Source organism: Chryseobacterium sp. NG-CE01, assembly GCF_055695505.1.
In genome coordinates this window covers 2,113,676-2,132,322 of the sequence record NZ_CM146369.1, presented here as the reverse complement: position 1 = coordinate 2,132,322, position 18,647 = coordinate 2,113,676, and the positions used below count along the sequence as shown (strand labels likewise).

Sequence of the window (18,647 nt, the reverse complement as noted above, 5' to 3'; positions counted from 1 at the left end):
CATTCTTAGATTGTTATATTTTTTAAATTAAAACTATGAACAGTAAAACAAGATCTCTGTTTTTTATCTGTCTCGGGCTTCTTTTCGGCATGTCTGTGATGTACGTTTACCGGAATTTTATTGAAGATAAAAAAGCAGACGCTTCAAAGCCTGTCATTGAATATAGCAGTGCTGAATCATCTTCACTGAACGGATCTTCCGTTCAGCAGCAGTCTATAGATCAACTCACAGAACAAAGTACCGTGATTCGTTTCGTAAAACAAAATCACCAACTTCCCGAGTATTATATTACAAAAAATGAAGCCCGAAAAATGGGCTGGAATCCTTCTGAAGGAAACCTCTGCGAAGTATTACCGGGAAAAGCAATTGGCGGAGACCGATTCGGAAACAGGGAAAAAGCATTGCCTGAAGGACAAGTCTATTTTGAAGCCGATGTGAATTATCGTTGCGGAAACAGAAATGCGGATCGCATTATTTTTACAGAAAACGGTGATGTTTATCTTACAAAGAACCATTACAGAAGTTTTGAAAAGCAGTAAACTTTGCAAATAGAAATGACGAACAACATTAATCGATTTCTCAGGTTTAAGATTATTTTAATTTATCTGTTGGTTATATATGTTTTATCTTCGTGCTCAGAAAAAAAAGAAGAAACAATAAAGGATAGAGAAGCAGTTACGATATTGGTTCAGCCTTTTAAAGATATAAATTCCGGAGATGTGGCCGAGGTGGTAAAAGAAATCAGAAAACTTTATCCGAAAGTAAAAATACTTGAGCCTGTTGATTTACCTACAAAAAGCTATTACAAGCCAAGAAATCGCTACCGGGCAGATTCTATCATTTCTTTTTTAAGCAAAAATACGAGGAAAGGCTTTGTAACTATCGGGCTAACAACAAAAGACATCAGTACCACGAAGGGAAATATAAAAGATTTCGGCATTATGGGATTGGGTTTCAGGCCGGGCACGGCCTGCGTTGCTTCAAGCTTCAGATTGGATAAAAATAAAAGCAATGAACAGCTGTTTAAAGTTGCAATACATGAACTTGGGCATACACAAGGGCTGAAGCATTGCCCTGAAAAAAAGTGTTTTATGAGAAGTGCAGAAGGCAAAAACCCCACGGATGAAGAAACTGATTTTTGTGAAAAATGCAAGCAAATTTTAATTAATAAAAACTGGAAATTCAGTTGAATATGAAAACAATATATATTGATTTTACAGACATAGGAGATTATGAGGACTTCTATGCACAGCTAAAAGAAAAGCTGCCGCTCCCGGATCATTTCGGGGATAATCTGGATGCTCTTTCGGACGTGATTACCGGCGGGCTCGAAATGCCGCTGCATATTGAATTTGTCAATATGACGGTAGATCAGCTTGAAATTTTTGAAGATCTTCTTACGGTACTGGAAGATGCGGAAGATGAAATGGATGATTTTACTTTTACATATTTCCTGGAACAGTATGACGATGAAGAGGATGATGAATAATTATAGAATCCATTAATATTTACAGATTCTAGATATAAACGGCAGTGTACAAATTTCAAAGCATTTTGTATGCTGCCATTTTTACATATTCATTACCATTTCAGTAATAAGGGTAAACAGCCTGTTATCATACCGTTAATAATCATTGTCGTAAATTTTAGAGTTATTCTCTGTATCTCCCTGTATAAGGCATGTATGTGGTATTAATAAATTTTTAATCAACATGTTTATTTGTTAATTTTATCTCAAACAAATAACAGTTAGATTATGATCATATGCGAAAACCTCTTGTTTTCCCATGGCGCTGAACAACAAAATTATAATTCCGGTGATTATATCTTTGAAGAAGAGAGTACTCCGAAGTATTATTTGCAGATAAAAACCGGTACCGTAAAAATAAGCAGCTTCCTGGAAGATGGCAAAGAGTTTATCCACGGGATCCCTTTCGATGGTCATTGCCTAGCCGAGACTTACCTTTTTCAGGACAGGAAATATGCGGTAAGCGCAATTGCCGTTACCGACTGTGAAATTATAAAACTGGAAAAGAATAAACTGATCGAGCTTCTCCTGAAAAAGCCACAGCTCATTTTTAATATGTATTCTTATACGGCAGACCGCATGCGGTACAAACACATTACCTCTGCTCCTTTTTCTTTTCAGGATCCTGTGACGAAGCTTCACCTTATCCTGAATCACGTAAAGAATCATTTCGGATTTAACGATAAATTTTCGTTTCATATTCCCTATACCCGGCAACAGCTGGCTTCACTCACGGGAATGCGGATAGAAACCGTCATCCGCGCTATTAAAAAGATGGAAAAACAGAATATGCTGAAAATAGATGGCACTAAAATATTTGTCTGAATTAAAAATCCTTAACAAAAATGCTAAGGATTTTTTATGCTAATTTATTTTTAACCGCAAAAGAGACAAAAGTTATTGCAAATCTCGTTAATAAAGCTTTCAAAAGAATAAATCAAAGATTTTAAGACTTTGAGATTCTTTTAATCTTACGTAATGATAAGCTTTAAAACTATATTATTCTTTTGTACCTTTTGCGGTAAAAAGCTTAGACAGTTTTTCAAAAAAATTATTTCCCGATGGCCTCTGTTATTGGATTTCCTATATTTCCGCTCGGGAACTGTATTTTCAGCAAAGAAGAAACCGTAGGAGCAATATCTGCCATGGAGTATGGCTTGTTGCTCTCACCGTGCTGAATTCCCCATCCCATAAAAATCAAAGGAATATGCGAATCATAGGAATTCCATACACTATGCGTAGTCCCTGTTTTGGAATAAGGCGGCAGCATGGAGTCATGTGAAATCAGCTGGATATCACCGCTTCTCTGTCTGTTGATTCCGTTGATGATTCTTTGTTTAATAGGTTCCGGAATGGTAGATTCCTGTACTTTTACTACCGAAACAGCATACAGATCATTAGGATCATTCTCAATTTCTTTAACGGTAAAATCTCTTACAGCATCAAGATCAAGATTGTTTTCTTTCAGAAGCTTTCTGTCAAAATAGATCTGATAGTTATCAATGGCATTAATAAGCTTATCAACCCCGAATTTTTCTTTCAGTTTTTCATTCATATTTTTCGCCATTCCTTCGCCGAAAAAGCCCGTGGTAATTTTATGCTCCTGTAAAAAGCCTACAGAATGTGCCCCACCATGATCTGCAGAAAGAAAAACAGTATATTGTCCCTTTCCCACTTTTGTATCCAGAAAACTGAAAAACTGAGCGAGATCCTGATCCAGCCTCAAATACACATCTTCAACCTCAATAGAATTGGGCCCGAATTTATGTCCGGCATAATCTGTTGAAGCCAGATTGACCGCAAGCATATCCACCACATCGTCGCCTCCCAGCTTTTCACCTTCCACAGCTGCTTCGGCAAGCTTCAGGGTCAGTGTATTTCCGAAAGGCGTATAACGGATATTATCTTTTTTATCTTTATAATCTGCGGCTAAATTACTGTATGGGAAAACAGGAGTTTTTGCACTTCCCAGTAATCCTTCCCACGCTGAATTGTCCGGCGAACTTTCTGTATACTGATCAATCGGGAGCAGTGTAGACCATCCGTTGGCAACCAGCTTTTCCGGCATTTTCTGTGCATTGAAAGATTTTACCCATTGCGGAAGCTCATTCATATACCAGCTGCTTGTGATAAAATCTCCCGAAGAATCATCAAACCAGAAGGCTCCGTTCGGGGTATGACCTGCAGGTAAGATAGAAGCTCTGTCTTTAAGAGATACACCAATTACTTTTCCCTGAAAATTAGTGGCCATCCTGAGTTCGTCGGTAATCGTTGTCGACCAAAGATTTTTCGGAGAGTGGCTTCCCACTTTTGCATTGGTGGTTCCTACCGGTCTTACGGACTCATCTGTTGTACAATATACGTTTTTACCGGTTTCCTTATCCGTCCAGTCATTCCCTGCAATCCCGTGAATGGCAGGAACGGAGCCTGTATAGATACAGGTGTGTCCCAACGCCGTAACGGTAGGCACATACGGTATATGAACATTATTCAGGGAATAGCCTGTGTTTAATAATCTTTTAAAACCATCATTGCCGTATTTATCGTAAAAACGGTACAGGTAATCCCATCTCATCTGGTCTACTACCAGTCCTACTACCAATTTCGGTCTTTCCAGTCGGGAATTTTTAATCTTCTGCGCGTTGATTGCCGTAACAGACAGAATAGCTGCTGCTGCAATCGAAATTTTCCTAAGCATTGAGTAACATTTTATTGTGAGCAAATTTACGGGTTTTGATTTTTTGGCATGTGAAATTTTATTTAAATTTCATCCCGAATCATTTAATATTGCGTGATGGTTTATTCTTGCTGACCTCTGAAAGCGTAAATTATTGTTTTAAAAAACTATAAGGTATACTATTTGTATGGAATTTGTTTCAAATTAATTAAATTTGAAAAATATCAAATCCTTATTAATGGACAGAAAAATTAAACTTCTCCGCCCTTTTCTTTTATTAGTCTCCATCATTTTATTCGGATGGCTTTTTATCAGCAATATCAATCTGATTAATGTGGCCACTACGCTTAATGAAGCGGAAATCAGCTCAGAAATCAAAAAGGTGAATGAGTTTACAGAGATCAGCCGTCTTAAAGAATTTGCAATCGAAAAGATCAATTACATGGAAACCATCAGAAACAGGTTTGCTGAAAATGCGATGATCAGGGTCGCTGTTATTTCGGTTCTCATTATTTTACAGATTTTGCTTTATGCAACGGGCGGCAATATGTTCAGTACAAAACCTACGCGCTCAAATACCCTCAGATAAGGCATTATCTCAAAATTCTTATTGTTTCAAATGGAAATCCGAAAACTTAAAAATCTTCCGGGTAATCTTATTCTGCATTCTGGATTAAGCTATACCACTGATAAAATATTTGTAGTCTCTGCAATTGAAGCAGGAAGTACTTTTGAATTCAGTTTAAGAGAAAAAAGACAGCATTACCGTAAAATCCCTAATAACAGTGAGAATAATTTTGACAGGCTGCATTCGCTTATCAGCCAAGGACATTCTTTTGGCGCGTTTTATAATGCTGAACTTATAGCCTGGGCGGTTTGTGATTTCAGATCATGGAACAACAGTCTTTTTATTGAGGATCTTTTCGTAGATGAGACATTCAGAGGGCAGAATATATGAAGATTGCTCATTAAAGCAGTTAATCGTGAAGCGCGGGAGCTTCAGTGCCGAATGGTAGAAGTTGAAACCCAGAATACCAATTACCACGCAATCAAATTCTTTCATAAAGCCGGATTTTCAATAACCGGTATCAACACAAAACTATACAATGATTCTACTGAAACGGCAATTTTTATGAGTTTTGATCTATTAATATAAGAATAATCAGCCCATAATGGTAATAATATTTTTAATCAAAATATATGTGTTATATTTATAAAATACTTATTATCATGAAAAAAATCACCCTTTTTACACTATTTATTACAATTCAGCAATTTATTTTCGCTCAAAAACATCAATATGCGGATTTCATAAAGACATGGAATTTCATTAAATATTATCATCCTGATCTTGCCGGCAGAAAAATGGATGCTGATAGTTTGTTCTTAATCAATATAGAGAAAGTAAGTCCTAAACAAAACTTCAACGAAATCATTACTTTAATAACACAGAATTTAAATACTAAATTTTCTTCGCCACCTATTATTGAAACCCAGAAAGATATACTTTCCGTCAATCAAAATTTTGACTGGTTTCAAAAAAATAAGAAAATCAGCCCGGAAAATAAGAAATTACTGAATAACATCTATAAAACCCGTTTTGATTACGGGCTTTTAGAAGAAGGAAAATCAGTAAATGATGAGAAAAAATATTCGTTTTCAAAAGAAGAAAATCTTCCGCTGAAATACAGGTTACTGACAATGGCAAAAATACAGGGCACTGTTGATTATCTTTTCCCACACAAATATTTAATGGATAAAAATTTTGATTCTTATTTTAATACTTTACTGGAGGAAGCTGTAAAATCACCGACAAGAAAGGATTTTGAGACTGTTCTTGTCAAAGCAGTTTCACAATTTCAGGACAGTCACGCTTTTTCTTTTTACCGTCAGCTGAATTACAAAGACAAAATATTTTTCAACGTTTCATATTATTCACCATTTGATTTTCAGATTGTAGACGATCATCTTTTGGTGACGAATCTCATTTTTCCTGAGATATGTGGTAAGGCCAATATAAAAACAGGAGATAAAATAACGGAAATCAATGGAAAAAGCATTTCTGAAATTATTAAGGAAAAAAGTAAACTGATCTCGGTTTCCAATCATCAAAAGCTCATATATGTTCTGTCAACCTACGAATACAATTTAATCTGGCCGGATAATCTTCCAAAAAAAACGTTAACTGTACAGTCCGGTTCCAAACGATTTTCCACTGAAATTGAATTGATTAATGCTACAGATAAATCATTAGTTTCTGTAATTTCTGAATATGTCAACAATAAATATAATAAAATAAAAAACCGGCGTTTAATTAATAAGGATATTGCCTATTTTAAAACTGATGCAACTATGGATTTCATGGAGAATGTTGATGATGATAAATTAGATGCCAAAATGGACAGTATTTTAGAAGATGCCTCCCGTAATAAGGCTATTGTATTTGATATGCGCGGTTATCCCGATTGGGGCGGCTTTATTTTTCATTATGTTTATAAATACTTCTCGCCTGTCGAAAATTATTTTTATAAATATTATGAACCTAATTTGAAAAATTTAGGAACCTTTAGTCTCAGGGACCCAAAATATAATTATCCTGAAATTAAAGATAAAACCGTACATTCCTACTCAGGCAAAGTCTTCATACTTGTAAATCCCGATACGCGCAGTGCTAGTGAATGGTATTCTATGAGCCTGCAGAAAATTTTTCCGCAATCTATAACAATTGGACAGCAAACTTCAGGTGCAGATGGAGATGTGGTTAAAATAAATCTTCCCGGAGACTACCTTCTGGAATTTACCGGAAATGGAATCTTTTATCCTGATAATACACAAACCCAGCAAATAGGGATCAGAATCAATGAATTGATCAAATATAAGGACCAGGATATCCTAGATAACCGGGATCTTGAGTTTGAAAGAGTATTGAATTCTCTTAATTAATGAATCCGTATAGGAAATATAGGACTCATACAACAATTTCTTTGTTAGCCTGAAACGCTTTAACTTTTGGGAACTAATTTATTGTTCAAAGGCGGTTTTATCCTAAAAAGGCAATGGCTACTTATGCAGGACTGAAAAAGTTTCCGAATTAAGACGGTTAGATCTTGAGAAAGAAGTAATGTATGAATCTGATAAAAATATCATTACACTGCTATAAAATTGTACGAAGAAGGGATGAAAGCAGAGCCAACATATCCTTCCTATTAATATCGAGCTGCTATCTTCTTTGACTTCTGAAAATAATTCGGAAAGCGATCATAAAGCTGAATATGATAACTTTGCAGATTGATACACTACTTTAGAAAATACAATTGAGCTTTTCCCAGACCGAGTTCTGGCTCCTCATCAGTAATTTGATATATTTAAAAAAAAATTAATTCCTATAAATAAAAAAACTCCGCGCCCTTCGGGCGCGGAGTTCATATATCAGATATAAAGTTTAATTAAAACTTCAAATCTCCATTCACCTCTCTCACCGCATTTGCAGCTTCAGCGAATTTCAATTGCTCTTCAGCGGTAAGCGTTACGTTTACGATTTTTTCCACACCGTTTGCTCCGATAATTGCAGGAACACCAAGGCAGATATCATTTTGCCCATACTCACCTTCAAGCATTAATGAACAAGGGATCATTTTTTTCTGGTCACAAGCGATTGCCTGAACCATTACAGAAACAGCTGCACCTGGAGCGTACCAGGCAGAAGTTCCTAATAATTTTGTAAGTGTCGCACCGCCAACTTTAGTTTCTTCGATTACATATTTCTGTTGTTCAGCATCAAGGAATTCGGTTACAGGAACCCCATTTCTTGTAGCTTTGCTCAATAAAGGAAGCATTCCGGTGTCACTGTGAGCAGCGATTACCATTCCGTCTACATCGGAAATAGGAGCTTCTAAAGCTTCAGCCAATCTGTATTTGAATCTTGCAGAATCCAGCGCACCACCCATTCCGATGATTTTGTGCTTAGGAAGACCTGAAGTCTTGTGTACGAGATAAGCCATTGTATCCATCGGGTTAGAAACTACGATGATGATGACCTCCGGAGAATGTTTCACTAAGTTTTCGGTAACTTCTTTTACGATTCCTGCATTGATACCGATCAGTTCTTCTCTCGTCATCCCCGGCTTTCTTGGAATACCTGAAGTAATAACGGCTACGTGGGAACCTGCAGTTTTGCTGTAATCTCCTGTTGTTCCGGTAATTTTCGTATCGAATCCGTTAAGAGATGCCGTCTGCATCAAATCCATTGCCTTACCTTCGGCAAATCCTTCTTTAATGTCTACCAAAACCACTTCTGAACAGAAGTTCTTCATAGCGATGTATTCTGCACAGCTTGCTCCTACAGCGCCTGCACCTACTACAGTTACTTTCATAATATTTTTATATTTATTTATTGTTTTTAAAGATATTATGGAACTTTACCGTTTCATAATATAACTTTTAAATTTATTTGTTTAGTTTAAAATTGAAAACTCCCAAATTTAACAATTCCTGAAAAATTGAGCAATCTTTCAGGAATTAATTATCTTTAAAAATGTTATTTAGAATATAAAAGCTGCTTAATTGACATTTAGCAGGAAAGTATAGAGTTTTTTGGCTCCGGATAATACCTCATCATACTTGTTTTTATGAACTTCGGCATCCAGGATTTCTTTGAAATTTTTCCACATCGCTCCCGTATTTTCATGGTAACATCCGAAAAAATTGAATGTAACATCATCAAAGCCCTCTGTCCTGGAAAGTTGTTTGGCAATGACGTTTCCGCCTAAAGTAGAACCTTCGATCACATACATGGCTCCCAATGCTTCATGATGACTGAGCAACTCCAGTTCATGGCCTGCTGCCGTTTTTTCCAATAAAAGGCTTTTAAGGTCTTTTTCGATTAAAGGAAGCTTTTTCCTGTCGTTGAGCTGAAGTTTTTCCGAGTACCTGTCAAGCTTATGGAAGATTTTGTCTTCAGAATGCAGAAGCATGAGGTAATTGGTATGGATAATTTTTTTGTAATCTTCAAGGGTAAATGTTTTATTAAAAATTTTCCCTGAGTTGAAGAGTTTTTCTGCAGCATCATGATACACTGCCGTATTTTGTTTAAGATATTCTGATACCGTCATAAGGATTTGATATTCCCCTAAAATAATTAAGGTTTTTTAAAGGTTAGGATAAATGAAGTGCCTTCTGTGGAACTCTCGTAGTCTACATTTCCGCCAATTCTTTTCATAATTCTGTGTACAATTGATAACCCTACTCCATTTCCTTTGAATTTTTTGGCATTATCCATTCTGTTGAAAATTTTAAACATTTTATGTTTATTTTCTACAGGAATACCGATTCCGTTATCTGAAATTCTGTAGACAACCACATCTCCTTTCGCATTTCCTTCGATCTCCACTACAGGTTTTTCCTGCTTGGAAGAATACTTGATCGCATTGTTGATGATATTTAAAAATACCTGATGAAGCATGGTTTTATCTGCGAGAACCGCCGGACATTCTTTGATGATGACTTCACTTGTTGGAGTACCGAAAGTAATTTTTGCATTTTCACAAATTTTCTCGATAGTCTGTGCCGTTTCAAGTCTTTCAAGCTGAATTTCACTGTGCTTGGCACGGCTCAGCTGTAAAACGTCATGCATCATTTCCGCCATATTATCTATTTCTTCGATAATGGAATTGATTTTATTTCGGCTTTTCTCAGATTCATCGATAAGAGTTTTCAGGAGCATCTGTGCATTCAGTTTCATTACCGTAAGCGGAGTTCCGAGATCGTGAGAAATGGTGTACGAAAAACTGTCGAGTTCTTCATTTACCTTTTTAAGCTCGTCATTGAGCCTTTTAATTGTATTATAATCTTTGTGTAATGCTTCCAAAATAAGATCCCGTACTGCCTGAAGAGCCAAGATATTTCTGGTGTTCCATCTCCTGGAATTCCCTTTAATATCTTCCGTAAATATTTTGAAAGAAGTTCTTGGTGAAACCATCATTTTTTCTTCTCCATGGTCATTTACCACTTCAACTTTCTTCTCCGGATTTCCTGCCCAGTTGATGTGCTCATCAAACTCTCTCCTGAACCAGATCAGAATATTGTTTTTGTTTCTTTCCATGAAATAGATGACAACACCTGCCGCCCTTTCATCCAGTCCCAGTTCTTTACCGTGGTCTTTCAGAAAACTTCTGCTGAGGTAAATATGATCCTCAATATTTTCGTGGGCCCATTTCGTGATCTTTTCAATAGTAGATATATCGGGTGTACTTCCGTCCGTTATGGTTTGCTCTTCCGCCACCACAGCAAGCCCGTCGGCATCAAGAAAACTTCTAATCTCTGTTTTGTTTTCAGTGAGAGATTCAAGCAGACTATCATATTTTAAAAATTCGGCCTTTAATCGTAAAGTATCTTCATTAAGCTGAAGTCGGTAATTCAGTTCATTTTTGGCCTTGAAAGACGAAAAAGCGTTGGACGCCAAAGCGGTAAAGATCCCGGCCTGTACACGGTCTTCCAGATCAATATGCTTCGGTTCGGCATTCTGGCAGGTTACCAGACCCCACAGATAATCATCAATGATAATGGAAACGCTGAAACTTGAAGAAGCCCCGGAATTTTTGATGTACTGCCCGTGAATAGGTGACATTCCGCGCGAAGTTGAATATGTAAGATCAATATTTTCAAGCGTTTTGCTTAGCAGGGGTATTGTTTCTGCATACACATTGCTGAAAATTCTTTTTCTTTTTTTAAGGTAAAGCTCTCTGGCCTGAATCGGGATGTCCGACTCGGGATAATGAAGTCCCAGATAACTTTCCAGATTATCGTTGTTTTTTTCGGCAATTACTTTTCCGGAACCGTCCATCATGAATTTATAAATCATCATACGGTCGTAATTCACGATTTTCGATAAAATATTCAGAAGCTGGTCCCAGATTTCCCGCTCGTTTTCTACGATGTAAAAATTATCATATTTATTAGAAATCTGCTTATTGGGATTTATCAGAACTTTTTCAAATTCGAGGAAAATATTGCCTTTATTTCTGAATGCGGATAGATGATACTGTTCTTTTCCGATGAATATTTTATCAAAAAAAGTTTCGTTTTCTCTTTTTGTAAAACTGGCTAAAGACTTATAAATATCAGAACTGATAACACTGCTGAAAGCCTGCGTAAAATCCGTAAGCTTGTGACCGAAAAGCTGTTCAAGGTTTTCGATTGTAAAAATATCCTCAATATTCCTGCTGAAAAAAGTGATGGAATGAGATTCTGCGTCAATGCCAATCAGATACCCAAAACTTTGTATGTAGCCCGGAATATGGATAGGCTCTTCATGACACTCTACAAAATTCATATTATACTTTGATCAATCAAATATAAAGAAAATTTTAAAGTTGTGGTATTTTTTCGGAGGAAACAAATACCACATAAAAGTTCTTGAATTTTTGAAATAAAAAAAACATTCAAAAAAATGCAAAAACAAAAAAAATCTCTATGTTTAATATAATCGATTTACTTATAGCCGTATTAGGCTTTTTTTATTTAACTTATTTAAAAATAGCTACTACACGCGCCGGTGCAGCAGATCCTCCGACAATTTTTAAAGGAAAAACACATACGTCAAATCCTGAAGGAGGTAGTGCAGCAAGGTTTGTGAGCTGCTCAATGTGGAGGTATTCTTTCTCAATTCCTACACGGTGTGCTTCCCAGAAATAGTCCGGATCGTTATGCTCTTTGGCTTTTTTGGCCATAAATTTTAACGGAAGATCCCATCCCCACTGGTCGGATTCCCATTACTTTCACTCCCTGATTAATCAGCCATTCTGTGGCTTCCCGGCTCATCCCGGTACCTTTATTGGGAAAATCCGGGGTGCCCATGAGTTTATCGCGGTCCGTTCTTATCAGCACAATATTTCCGGGTTTAATGGAAATGCCGTTTTTGTCCAGATCATTTTTAAGATCATCAATGGTAATGGCTACAAAATCTTCCTTATGGCTACAGTTGATTACGATCCCTTCTCCGTAACACCAGTCCAGTGGGATCTGATCAATAGTTTTGGCAGGTTTGCCTTCTACGACCGGACCGAAATGCCACGGTGCATCAATGTGCGTTGTTGCATGAAGGCCCATGCCTGTGATTTTGTCGTCTGCCCAGCCCGTCCAGTTTTTTGGAAACAGTCTGGCCGGAAGTCCTAATGCCAGACGGATCAGCCAATGCGATTTTTTATGGGATTTGTGCTTTATTTTTACTTTCATAAACCACGGATCTCCTACATTATACTGAATCGGTTTTGAAAGATCTACGATTTTAGCGTGCATAAAATGTGGTTTATATTAATTCCTGGCTTAAAATTAAACTTCTTTTTCGAAGTACAGCATATAATACTTTCCTTTTTCGTCTTCTCCCTGTGCCAATTTCTGGCGGTCACCGTGGATATAGATATGGAAGTTCTTATCTAATTTAATGATGCTTTTAAAATGCCTTTGGGTTTTCTTTACGGCCGTTTCATTGATCGGGAATTCTTCAGCAATATTGATCTGCATATCCTGCTCGTAATCGGTTTTAAAATTTACGAAGCTTTCAATAACATGCTCGTCTTGAAGCACTTCTTTATTAAAATCATCAAGATTAAATTCTTCTTTTTCTTTGAAGAAATTGATGGATTTATTCAGGAAATCTGCCTGATCCGCTCTTGAGACTTCAAATTCCTGGGGAAGCTGTTTGGTGATATAATCTTTGTATACCATCAGAGCTTCCTGGGTGTGAAAATATTCGTCGTCACGCTGCTTTACCTTCAGAAAATCTTCAAACCAGTAGTACATATCGCCATTTTTATTGTTGTCGACTACTGAAAGCACATACCCGGTTTCTTTATCGTTATTGTAAATCAGAGCTGCTTTATCTATTTTGGAGAGGCCGATTCCCTGATCTTTTTCGATTATGAAACTGTCATCCTGAGGAGAAATTTTAAGGAAAGATTCTCTTTTTTCCATTTTGAATATCCCGATTTTATCTACTTTCTCGGTACCTTCTCTTTCGTCTTCAAAATAAACGATAAATAATTCTCCTCCCTGAACTCTTGGATTTTCGGCTGCTTCAAAAAGATGTTTGGCAATATTTTCCGCTTCCCATAGAAATTTGGCCTTATCATCAAAAATTTCCGATACGGAGCTGTACACAGGATTGTTTACCAGATAAGAATCGCTGTAAAAATGGAATGTTTCTTCTGATTTGAAAGATCCCAGAAAATAATTTTCCAACAGCTCTGCCATTCCTTCATCCAGCTGCAGCTCTTCCTGAGAAAGCATTAATGATTCTCCGTTGATTTTATTTCCTACTCTGTGTACTACAATTTTTGAAAACATCTCCTGAATATTTTTGGACTGCAAAGATATTAATTATATCAGACAATCAACCGCTTTCATTCTGATAAATAGTATATCAATATGAGATGATTTTTCTTTCTGAATTATCGGAAGCTTTTAAATAAAATACTGATAGCCAAAAATATAATAACCCACACCCCACACGGGAACAGAATTTGGCATTATGGTTGTGAATATTAACAGACAGACGTGGACTTAAAACCTTAATCGAATTAATAGATTGAGGAGAGTCAGAAGCAGAGGACTTAAATGTATTAATCAAAGTAACACACACCAAATTACTAATTATATGAACTATTTACAAGCTACCCAGGAAATATCTGTTGCACTTCCGGAAATCTGCAACGATCTAGAGCAGACGAGAATACAGAACTCGTATCATATCATCGGTTTTTTAACTGACAAGGTGAAAACCATGATTCGCCAGGATAATACGACGTGCTTATTTAAATGTCTCGAAAAAATGAATGAATTATACAGCAACGGTGATGAAATGATAAAAAATGCGATTGAAAATTCTTTTGTATATTCATTAGACAGCTGCACCGCCTTTTCCGGTCAGGAATACCGGGACCTGATCTTCAGTCATCTTTCGCCGGAGCTTCAGGAAGTGTATGTACGTCAGATTTACAGTCATAATATCTGATTTTATTACATTTTCAGGCCGTTTCATTACAAAATAATTAAAATTACTTAAAAACATGTACTTAAAAATCAGCTATTTATGAAATCAAAAATAAGAAAAAAGTCTGACTGGAACGCCTGTGAAACTACGGCTAAAAGGCAGAATATTGAGATTTTAGCAACTCACATCGCTGTGATTATCGGCGTATTTATTTTTGCCGCATATTTGTAAACTTTGGTACGGTTTTCGCGTAAGCAAAAACACTACATATTAATTATGATGAATGCAAAAATGCAAACTATTGATCAAAAAATAGCTGTTGAATATTTAAAGTTTTTTTACCCGCGTTTGCGCACTGAAATATTGCAACTTTCCGGACAGGATAATTTCGCAGGCATTATTCAGGCGACTATCAATTATCTGAAAAGTCTTCTGCTGGAGGCGAAAATAAACATCATTTCCCACCATATGAAACTTATGCACCTGATTTACCGAAACGGCAATTCTTATGTAAGGGATATTATTGAAAATCTTTTTGTACGTTCTTTTGAAAGTTTTAAGAAACATGCTAAAATACAGCATTGGAAACTTCTTTATCAGTATATGCCGGTAAGTTTTCAGCAGATCTACGATGATCAGCGGAAACAGGACAAAATATTTTTCGGGAAATAAAATTTCTCAGAATATTCGGGCGGAACCTTTGGTTCCGCCCGAATATTTATATTAGTAAAGATTAATTAATCAAAAGCTTATTCAGATAAAGCATACATTAATAACAGCTTAAAAGTTAACCAATCCGTTTTCAGGAATAATCATTAACGGGACTTCTATTTCCCCAGCCTGTCTTACAGCATGGCTGCTTGTAGTGAAACTTTCAAAAAAACTGCGGTAATGATGCCCCATAATCAGCATATCAATATCTTTATTTTTAAGTATATCAAGCCCGTAATCGACATTTTCGCTGTAGATGCAGTCATAACAGAACCTGCCGTTAAGGTCTTTTAGAAATGTTTCTTTTTTATGTTCATATTTTTGGTCCTGTATTACGTCATTATTGCTTTGGATAATATGGGTAATCAGAAGTTCAGCATCAAAATATGCGGCAAAATTCAACAATGCCTGAGCCGTTTTGATATCTTTCCTGTCAAGTTCTGTTGCAAAAGCGATCTTTCTGAGACCTTTATACTGATGTTTCTGAGGAATAAGAAGAAGAGGGTGTTTTGCACTTTTCATCATCGCAATGCTGTTGCTCCCAAAGAAAAAACGGGTCAGCGGCGCGGTACCATGCATTCCCATGACAATAAGCAGAGCATTGTGTTCTTCCGCCGTATCATTAACTACCTGAACAACATCCCGGCCTTCACATACGTAATGTATGCCCGGATGAAACGGAAAGGCTTCATCACCCCAAAGAAGTTTAGATTGATGTTCGAGCATTGCTCCCAGTTTTTTCAGTTGTTTGCTGTTTTCCTCCTGAAGGGCAGGATATTCGTACAGGGCCCATGCTGTCTGGCCCAACAACGGACTTTCAATCGGTATTCCGAAAGCATGACAAAGGTGAAGATCAGATTTGAGTGCGTTTGCAAGATGAAGAGCGTACAAAGCAGCATTTTTTGCAGGTTCGGAATAGTCTGTAGGCACAACAATTGTTCTCATGATATGATTATTTATTAATTACGTTGAGCACACTTCTCTATAAAAATATCAGCATCAAAACCTGTAACGGGTATTTTTATTAATGAGAGCAGATGATTTTAAACTGATGTCCTTATTGCATAACCTTTCGATTACTCTTTACCATCAGAATTTCATATATCAAATTTCTGCAATAAATATCAATAAGCCAAAGATTTACATCTGAACATTATCATCTTTTAGTATTAAATTTTAACCAAACAAATATGGTGTTTAGAAATTATCAGACTTTCTTTTAAAAAGCTTATAGATTTCAAACCAAAGTACTGAAACCGCAGCTGTACATATTGCCAAACCAAGTTCATGAATGGTAAGATCTGTCACCTTAAAAAACACGGAAACAGGATTTATATATAAAATAACGGCCAGCAGCACTAATACCAATATGGAAATTCCGGTAAGGAGTAAATTCCGGTTTTTAAAGCTTTCTATGAGGCTGTAATAGAAAGACCTGTTCACGAGGCTGAGCAGTATATTGGCAAAAATCAGGGTGCTGAAAACAAGTGCGCGGGTTTTTATCTCATCATTCCCAAGATATACGGAATACTGATAGATCCATATTATTCCGGCCATTATTGCCAATCCCTGGATAATGCTTATGGCAAGTTCTTTCCAGTTCAGGAAGGTGTCTGTAAGCTGTCTAGGCGGTTTTTTCATGGTATTTTTTTCCATCGGCTCGTTTTCGTAAACAATAGAACATGTGGGTCCCATCACCAATTCGAGAAAGATAACGTGCACGGGAGTGAAGATATAAGGAAATGCCCACCCGAGGAACAGAGGAAGGGAAACGGTAAGTATGATAGGAATATGAATGGAAATGATATACTGAACTGCTTTTTTAATATTGGCATAAATCCTTCGTCCGGCGGCAATCCCGATGACCAGCTTTTCCAGGTCGTCGTTCATTATCACCAATGCTGCGGCAGATTTTGCAATTTCCGTTCCTTTATTACCCATCGCTACACCAATGTGGGCAGCTTTTAAGGCAGGCCCGTCATTTACGCCATCTCCGAGCATAGCAACAATATGCCCTTGTTTTTTCAGTGCTGTGATTACTTTTAGTTTTGCTTCGGGGAACATCCTTGTAAATAGGGTTGTCTTTTCAGAAATTTTTATTAAATCTTCTTCCGGAACTGCTGCAATATCACTTCCATTGATTGTGGCAGTGCTGTTTCTTATTCCGGCCTGCAAGGCAATGGCCCGCGTTGTATCAGCATTATCTCCGGTGATTACTTTTACTTCTATGCCGGCGTCGTAAATGTGTTTGAGCACATTTTTTATTTCTTTTTTAGGAGGATCGTAAAATACGGTTAGTCCCAGGAAACTAAAGATAAAATCCTGCTGTTTGTCGGGGAAATCATTTCCCTCAAAGCACGACATGGCTACCCCAAGAACCCGATATCCCTGCTCTCCGAATTTCTTAACCACTTCGCGCATTTTATCTTTTTCGGATTCTGAAAGGGTGGAAACGCTGATGATGGCTTCGGGCGCTCCTTTAGCAGCAACAATCCGTTCTTTGTTTTCATTTTCAAAAAGATGCGTCATCATCGGTGGTTTGCCTTCCAACGGGTATTCGTGAAACAGTTTATAGTTTTTTCTTTCATCAGTAGATTGGGTTTGCTCATAGGTTTTATGGAGTGTGATTTCCATTGGATCAAACGGGACAGGTTCGCTGCTCCACATTGCATAATTAATGAGCCGGCTTAATTTTTCCGAATTAAACCCGTCCTGATCGTACACTGTGTCTGACTGATAATCATACAGGTATTTGAGCTGCATGGTATTTTCGGTGATTGTTCCTGTTTTATCCGTGCAGATTACCGTTACACTTCCCAGTGTTTCCACAATACTGCTGCGTTTGATAATAATGCCGCTCCGCATCAGCTTCCAGGCTCCCAGCGCCATAAAAGTCGTGAAGGCAACCGGAATTTCTTCAGGAAGTACAGACATAGCCAGAGTAAGGCCGTTCAGAAGACTGCTGAGAAAATTTCCCGTTTTAATGAAACTGAAGATACAGACCCCCAGAAAAATAATGACCCCAATGATCGCCATCCCTTTTACAAAGTTCCTGATCTGGATCTGCAGCGGTGATTCTTCTTCTTTAATATCAATGATAGACTGCCCTATCTTTCCTACTTTAGTTTCTTTACCGATACGTTCTGCCCTATAGACTGCAAGACCGGAAATGGTGACCGTTCCGCTGTAGACTTCATTATCTCCCGAGCTGCTGTCTTTAAATACGGAGTAGCTTTCCCCGGTGAGTGAAGATTCATTGACCGAAAAATCATTGCTGTGCACTATTTTTCCGTCTGCATTAATCAGGCTTCCTTCTTCAGTAATGCATAAATCTCCCACAGCGATTTCAGAGGTCGGAATTTCTATAATTTTTGAATTTCTGATTACTTTACTTAAAGGTTCATTAAGCTTTTCCAGTTCTTTGAGTGCTTTCTTACTGCGGTTGTCCTGATAAAAAGAGACAGCTGTCACAGCAACAATAGCCGCAAACATAAACAGGGCTTCCCCATAATCACCTATCAGAATGTAAATAAAAGAGACGCAGATCAATAAAATAAGCATCGGTTCCTTCAAAATACCAATAAGCAGATTGATCCATGTCTCTTTCCGAACATCTCCCAAAGTGTTGTATCCGTATTTTTTTCTGGAAATTTCAACTTCAGCTTCCGTAAGTCCTTTTAAGTTTTCAGGTATATTGTAAGTCATATCAAATGAATAGATGATTAAAGTTAGCAATTGTTTTT

Annotated in this window: 18 protein-coding genes and 1 pseudogene; 10 read left to right on the top strand and 9 right to left on the bottom strand. The window is 37.2% G+C overall.

Translation table 11 applies throughout. The features are described from left to right. Positions 1 to 35 precede the first annotated feature (35 nt). The 4 genes from ACYT6F_RS10115 to ACYT6F_RS10100 all read left to right on the top strand — a co-directional run bounded on the left by ACYT6F_RS10115 (position 36) and on the right by ACYT6F_RS10100 (position 2,353). A complete protein-coding gene (locus ACYT6F_RS10115; protein ID WP_472601051.1) occupies positions 36 to 539 on the top strand; it encodes a ribonuclease domain-containing protein in 504 nt (167 codons plus the stop codon). Between the two features lie 15 nt (positions 540 to 554). Next, on the top strand, positions 555 to 1,190 hold the full coding sequence (locus ACYT6F_RS10110) for a matrixin family metalloprotease (RefSeq protein ID WP_472601050.1): 636 nt from the start codon (positions 555 to 557) through the stop codon (positions 1,188 to 1,190). Positions 1,191 to 1,192: 2 nt separating this feature from the next. Next, positions 1,193 to 1,489, top strand: coding sequence for a barstar family protein (locus tag ACYT6F_RS10105; protein ID WP_472601049.1), 297 nt, complete (start codon positions 1,193 to 1,195; stop codon positions 1,487 to 1,489). Between the two features lie 267 nt (positions 1,490 to 1,756). Then, complete coding sequence (locus tag ACYT6F_RS10100) at positions 1,757 to 2,353, top strand: Crp/Fnr family transcriptional regulator (RefSeq protein ID WP_169229493.1); 597 nt, start codon at positions 1,757 to 1,759, stop codon at positions 2,351 to 2,353. Between the two features lie 226 nt (positions 2,354 to 2,579). On the opposite strand, the gene pafA is transcribed toward ACYT6F_RS10100, so the two are convergent. Further along, the gene (pafA, locus tag ACYT6F_RS10095) at positions 2,580 to 4,226 is read right to left on the bottom strand and encodes an alkaline phosphatase PafA (RefSeq protein WP_472601048.1); all 1,647 of its coding nucleotides are present in this window, start codon (positions 4,224 to 4,226) and stop codon (positions 2,580 to 2,582) included. 217 nt (positions 4,227 to 4,443) lie between these two features. Here pafA and ACYT6F_RS10090 point away from each other — a divergent pair, with 217 nt between their 5' ends. From ACYT6F_RS10090 to ACYT6F_RS10080, 3 genes and pseudogenes are all read left to right on the top strand, one after another. Beyond that, a complete protein-coding gene (locus ACYT6F_RS10090) occupies positions 4,444 to 4,794 on the top strand; it encodes a hypothetical protein (RefSeq protein WP_472601047.1) in 351 nt (116 codons plus the stop codon). Positions 4,795 to 4,824: 30 nt separating this feature from the next. Further along, positions 4,825 to 5,361, top strand: a pseudogene (locus tag ACYT6F_RS10085) (GNAT family N-acetyltransferase). A gap of 74 nt (positions 5,362 to 5,435) precedes the next feature. Continuing rightward, positions 5,436 to 7,148 carry a S41 family peptidase gene (locus ACYT6F_RS10080; protein WP_472601046.1) on the top strand — a complete coding sequence of 571 codons (1,713 nt, stop codon included), beginning with the start codon at positions 5,436 to 5,438 and terminating at the stop codon, positions 7,146 to 7,148. A gap of 503 nt (positions 7,149 to 7,651) precedes the next feature. On the opposite strand, the gene ACYT6F_RS10075 is transcribed toward ACYT6F_RS10080, so the two are convergent. The 6 genes from ACYT6F_RS10075 to ACYT6F_RS10050 form a co-directional block, all read right to left on the bottom strand. Then, on the bottom strand, positions 7,652 to 8,578 hold the full coding sequence (locus ACYT6F_RS10075) for a malate dehydrogenase (protein ID WP_029294870.1): 927 nt from the start codon (positions 8,576 to 8,578) through the stop codon (positions 7,652 to 7,654). Positions 8,579 to 8,764: 186 nt separating this feature from the next. After that, the gene (locus ACYT6F_RS10070) at positions 8,765 to 9,316 is read right to left on the bottom strand and encodes a biliverdin-producing heme oxygenase (protein WP_472601045.1); all 552 of its coding nucleotides are present in this window, start codon (positions 9,314 to 9,316) and stop codon (positions 8,765 to 8,767) included. Positions 9,317 to 9,342: 26 nt separating this feature from the next. Then, entirely contained in the window at positions 9,343 to 11,535 is a 2,193-nt protein-coding gene (locus ACYT6F_RS10065) for an ATP-binding protein (protein ID WP_472601044.1), read from the bottom strand. A 193-nt stretch (positions 11,536 to 11,728) separates the two neighbouring features. After that, the gene (locus ACYT6F_RS10060) at positions 11,729 to 11,932 is read right to left on the bottom strand and encodes a hypothetical protein (protein ID WP_472601043.1); all 204 of its coding nucleotides are present in this window, start codon (positions 11,930 to 11,932) and stop codon (positions 11,729 to 11,731) included. Beyond that, entirely contained in the window at positions 11,907 to 12,500 is a 594-nt protein-coding gene (locus tag ACYT6F_RS10055; RefSeq protein WP_472601042.1) for a cyclase family protein, read from the bottom strand. Before ACYT6F_RS10055 ends, ACYT6F_RS10060 begins: the two co-directional genes overlap by 26 nt. Positions 12,501 to 12,533: 33 nt before the next feature. Further along, positions 12,534 to 13,547 (bottom strand): nucleoid-associated protein, encoded by a 1,014-nt coding sequence (locus ACYT6F_RS10050; protein WP_169229484.1) that lies wholly within the window; start codon positions 13,545 to 13,547, stop codon positions 12,534 to 12,536. 310 nt (positions 13,548 to 13,857) lie between these two features. Between ACYT6F_RS10050 and ACYT6F_RS10045 the strand changes: the two genes are divergently transcribed. The 3 genes from ACYT6F_RS10045 to ACYT6F_RS10035 all read left to right on the top strand — a co-directional run bounded on the left by ACYT6F_RS10045 (position 13,858) and on the right by ACYT6F_RS10035 (position 14,865). Further along, positions 13,858 to 14,214 (top strand): DUF7674 family protein, encoded by a 357-nt coding sequence (locus ACYT6F_RS10045; protein WP_472601041.1) that lies wholly within the window; start codon positions 13,858 to 13,860, stop codon positions 14,212 to 14,214. 78 nt (positions 14,215 to 14,292) lie between these two features. After that, entirely contained in the window at positions 14,293 to 14,424 is a 132-nt protein-coding gene (locus ACYT6F_RS10040) for a hypothetical protein (RefSeq protein WP_472601040.1), read from the top strand. A gap of 45 nt (positions 14,425 to 14,469) precedes the next feature. Beyond that, the gene (locus ACYT6F_RS10035; protein ID WP_472601039.1) at positions 14,470 to 14,865 is read left to right on the top strand and encodes a DUF7674 family protein; all 396 of its coding nucleotides are present in this window, start codon (positions 14,470 to 14,472) and stop codon (positions 14,863 to 14,865) included. A 108-nt stretch (positions 14,866 to 14,973) separates the two neighbouring features. On the opposite strand, the gene ACYT6F_RS10030 is transcribed toward ACYT6F_RS10035, so the two are convergent. After that, a complete protein-coding gene (locus ACYT6F_RS10030; protein WP_472601038.1) occupies positions 14,974 to 15,849 on the bottom strand; it encodes a universal stress protein in 876 nt (291 codons plus the stop codon). Between the two features lie 252 nt (positions 15,850 to 16,101). Further along, positions 16,102 to 18,609, bottom strand: a complete 2,508-nt coding sequence (locus ACYT6F_RS10025; RefSeq protein ID WP_472601037.1) for a cation-translocating P-type ATPase — start codon at positions 18,607 to 18,609, stop codon at positions 16,102 to 16,104. Positions 18,610 to 18,647: the final 38 nt, after the last annotated feature.

Excerpts from the sequence above, each read along its gene's own strand:
- ACYT6F_RS10080 (WP_472601046.1), top strand. The coding sequence starts at position 5,436 with ATGAAAAAAATCACCCTTTTTACACTATTTATTACAATTCAGCAATTT.
- ACYT6F_RS10050 (WP_169229484.1), bottom strand. The coding sequence starts at position 13,547 with ATGTTTTCAAAAATTGTAGTACACAGAGTAGGAAATAAAATCAACGGA.
- ACYT6F_RS10045 (WP_472601041.1), top strand. The coding sequence starts at position 13,858 with ATGAACTATTTACAAGCTACCCAGGAAATATCTGTTGCACTTCCGGAA.
- ACYT6F_RS10055 (WP_472601042.1), bottom strand. The coding sequence starts at position 12,500 with ATGCACGCTAAAATCGTAGATCTTTCAAAACCGATTCAGTATAATGTA.
- ACYT6F_RS10075 (WP_029294870.1), bottom strand. The coding sequence starts at position 8,578 with ATGAAAGTAACTGTAGTAGGTGCAGGCGCTGTAGGAGCAAGCTGTGCA.
- ACYT6F_RS10065 (WP_472601044.1), bottom strand. The coding sequence starts at position 11,535 with ATGAATTTTGTAGAGTGTCATGAAGAGCCTATCCATATTCCGGGCTAC.
- ACYT6F_RS10060 (WP_472601043.1), bottom strand. The coding sequence starts at position 11,932 with ATGGCCAAAAAAGCCAAAGAGCATAACGATCCGGACTATTTCTGGGAA.
- ACYT6F_RS10105 (WP_472601049.1), top strand. The coding sequence starts at position 1,193 with ATGAAAACAATATATATTGATTTTACAGACATAGGAGATTATGAGGAC.
- ACYT6F_RS10115 (WP_472601051.1), top strand. The coding sequence starts at position 36 with ATGAACAGTAAAACAAGATCTCTGTTTTTTATCTGTCTCGGGCTTCTT.
- ACYT6F_RS10070 (WP_472601045.1), bottom strand. The coding sequence starts at position 9,316 with ATGACGGTATCAGAATATCTTAAACAAAATACGGCAGTGTATCATGAT.
- ACYT6F_RS10040 (WP_472601040.1), top strand. The coding sequence starts at position 14,293 with ATGAAATCAAAAATAAGAAAAAAGTCTGACTGGAACGCCTGTGAAACT.
- ACYT6F_RS10090 (WP_472601047.1), top strand. The coding sequence starts at position 4,444 with ATGGACAGAAAAATTAAACTTCTCCGCCCTTTTCTTTTATTAGTCTCC.
- ACYT6F_RS10100 (WP_169229493.1), top strand. The coding sequence starts at position 1,757 with ATGATCATATGCGAAAACCTCTTGTTTTCCCATGGCGCTGAACAACAA.
- ACYT6F_RS10035 (WP_472601039.1), top strand. The coding sequence starts at position 14,470 with ATGATGAATGCAAAAATGCAAACTATTGATCAAAAAATAGCTGTTGAA.
- ACYT6F_RS10030 (WP_472601038.1), bottom strand. The coding sequence starts at position 15,849 with ATGAGAACAATTGTTGTGCCTACAGACTATTCCGAACCTGCAAAAAAT.
- ACYT6F_RS10025 (WP_472601037.1), bottom strand. The coding sequence starts at position 18,609 with ATGACTTACAATATACCTGAAAACTTAAAAGGACTTACGGAAGCTGAA.
- ACYT6F_RS10110 (WP_472601050.1), top strand. The coding sequence starts at position 555 with ATGACGAACAACATTAATCGATTTCTCAGGTTTAAGATTATTTTAATT.
- pafA (WP_472601048.1), bottom strand. The coding sequence starts at position 4,226 with ATGCTTAGGAAAATTTCGATTGCAGCAGCAGCTATTCTGTCTGTTACG.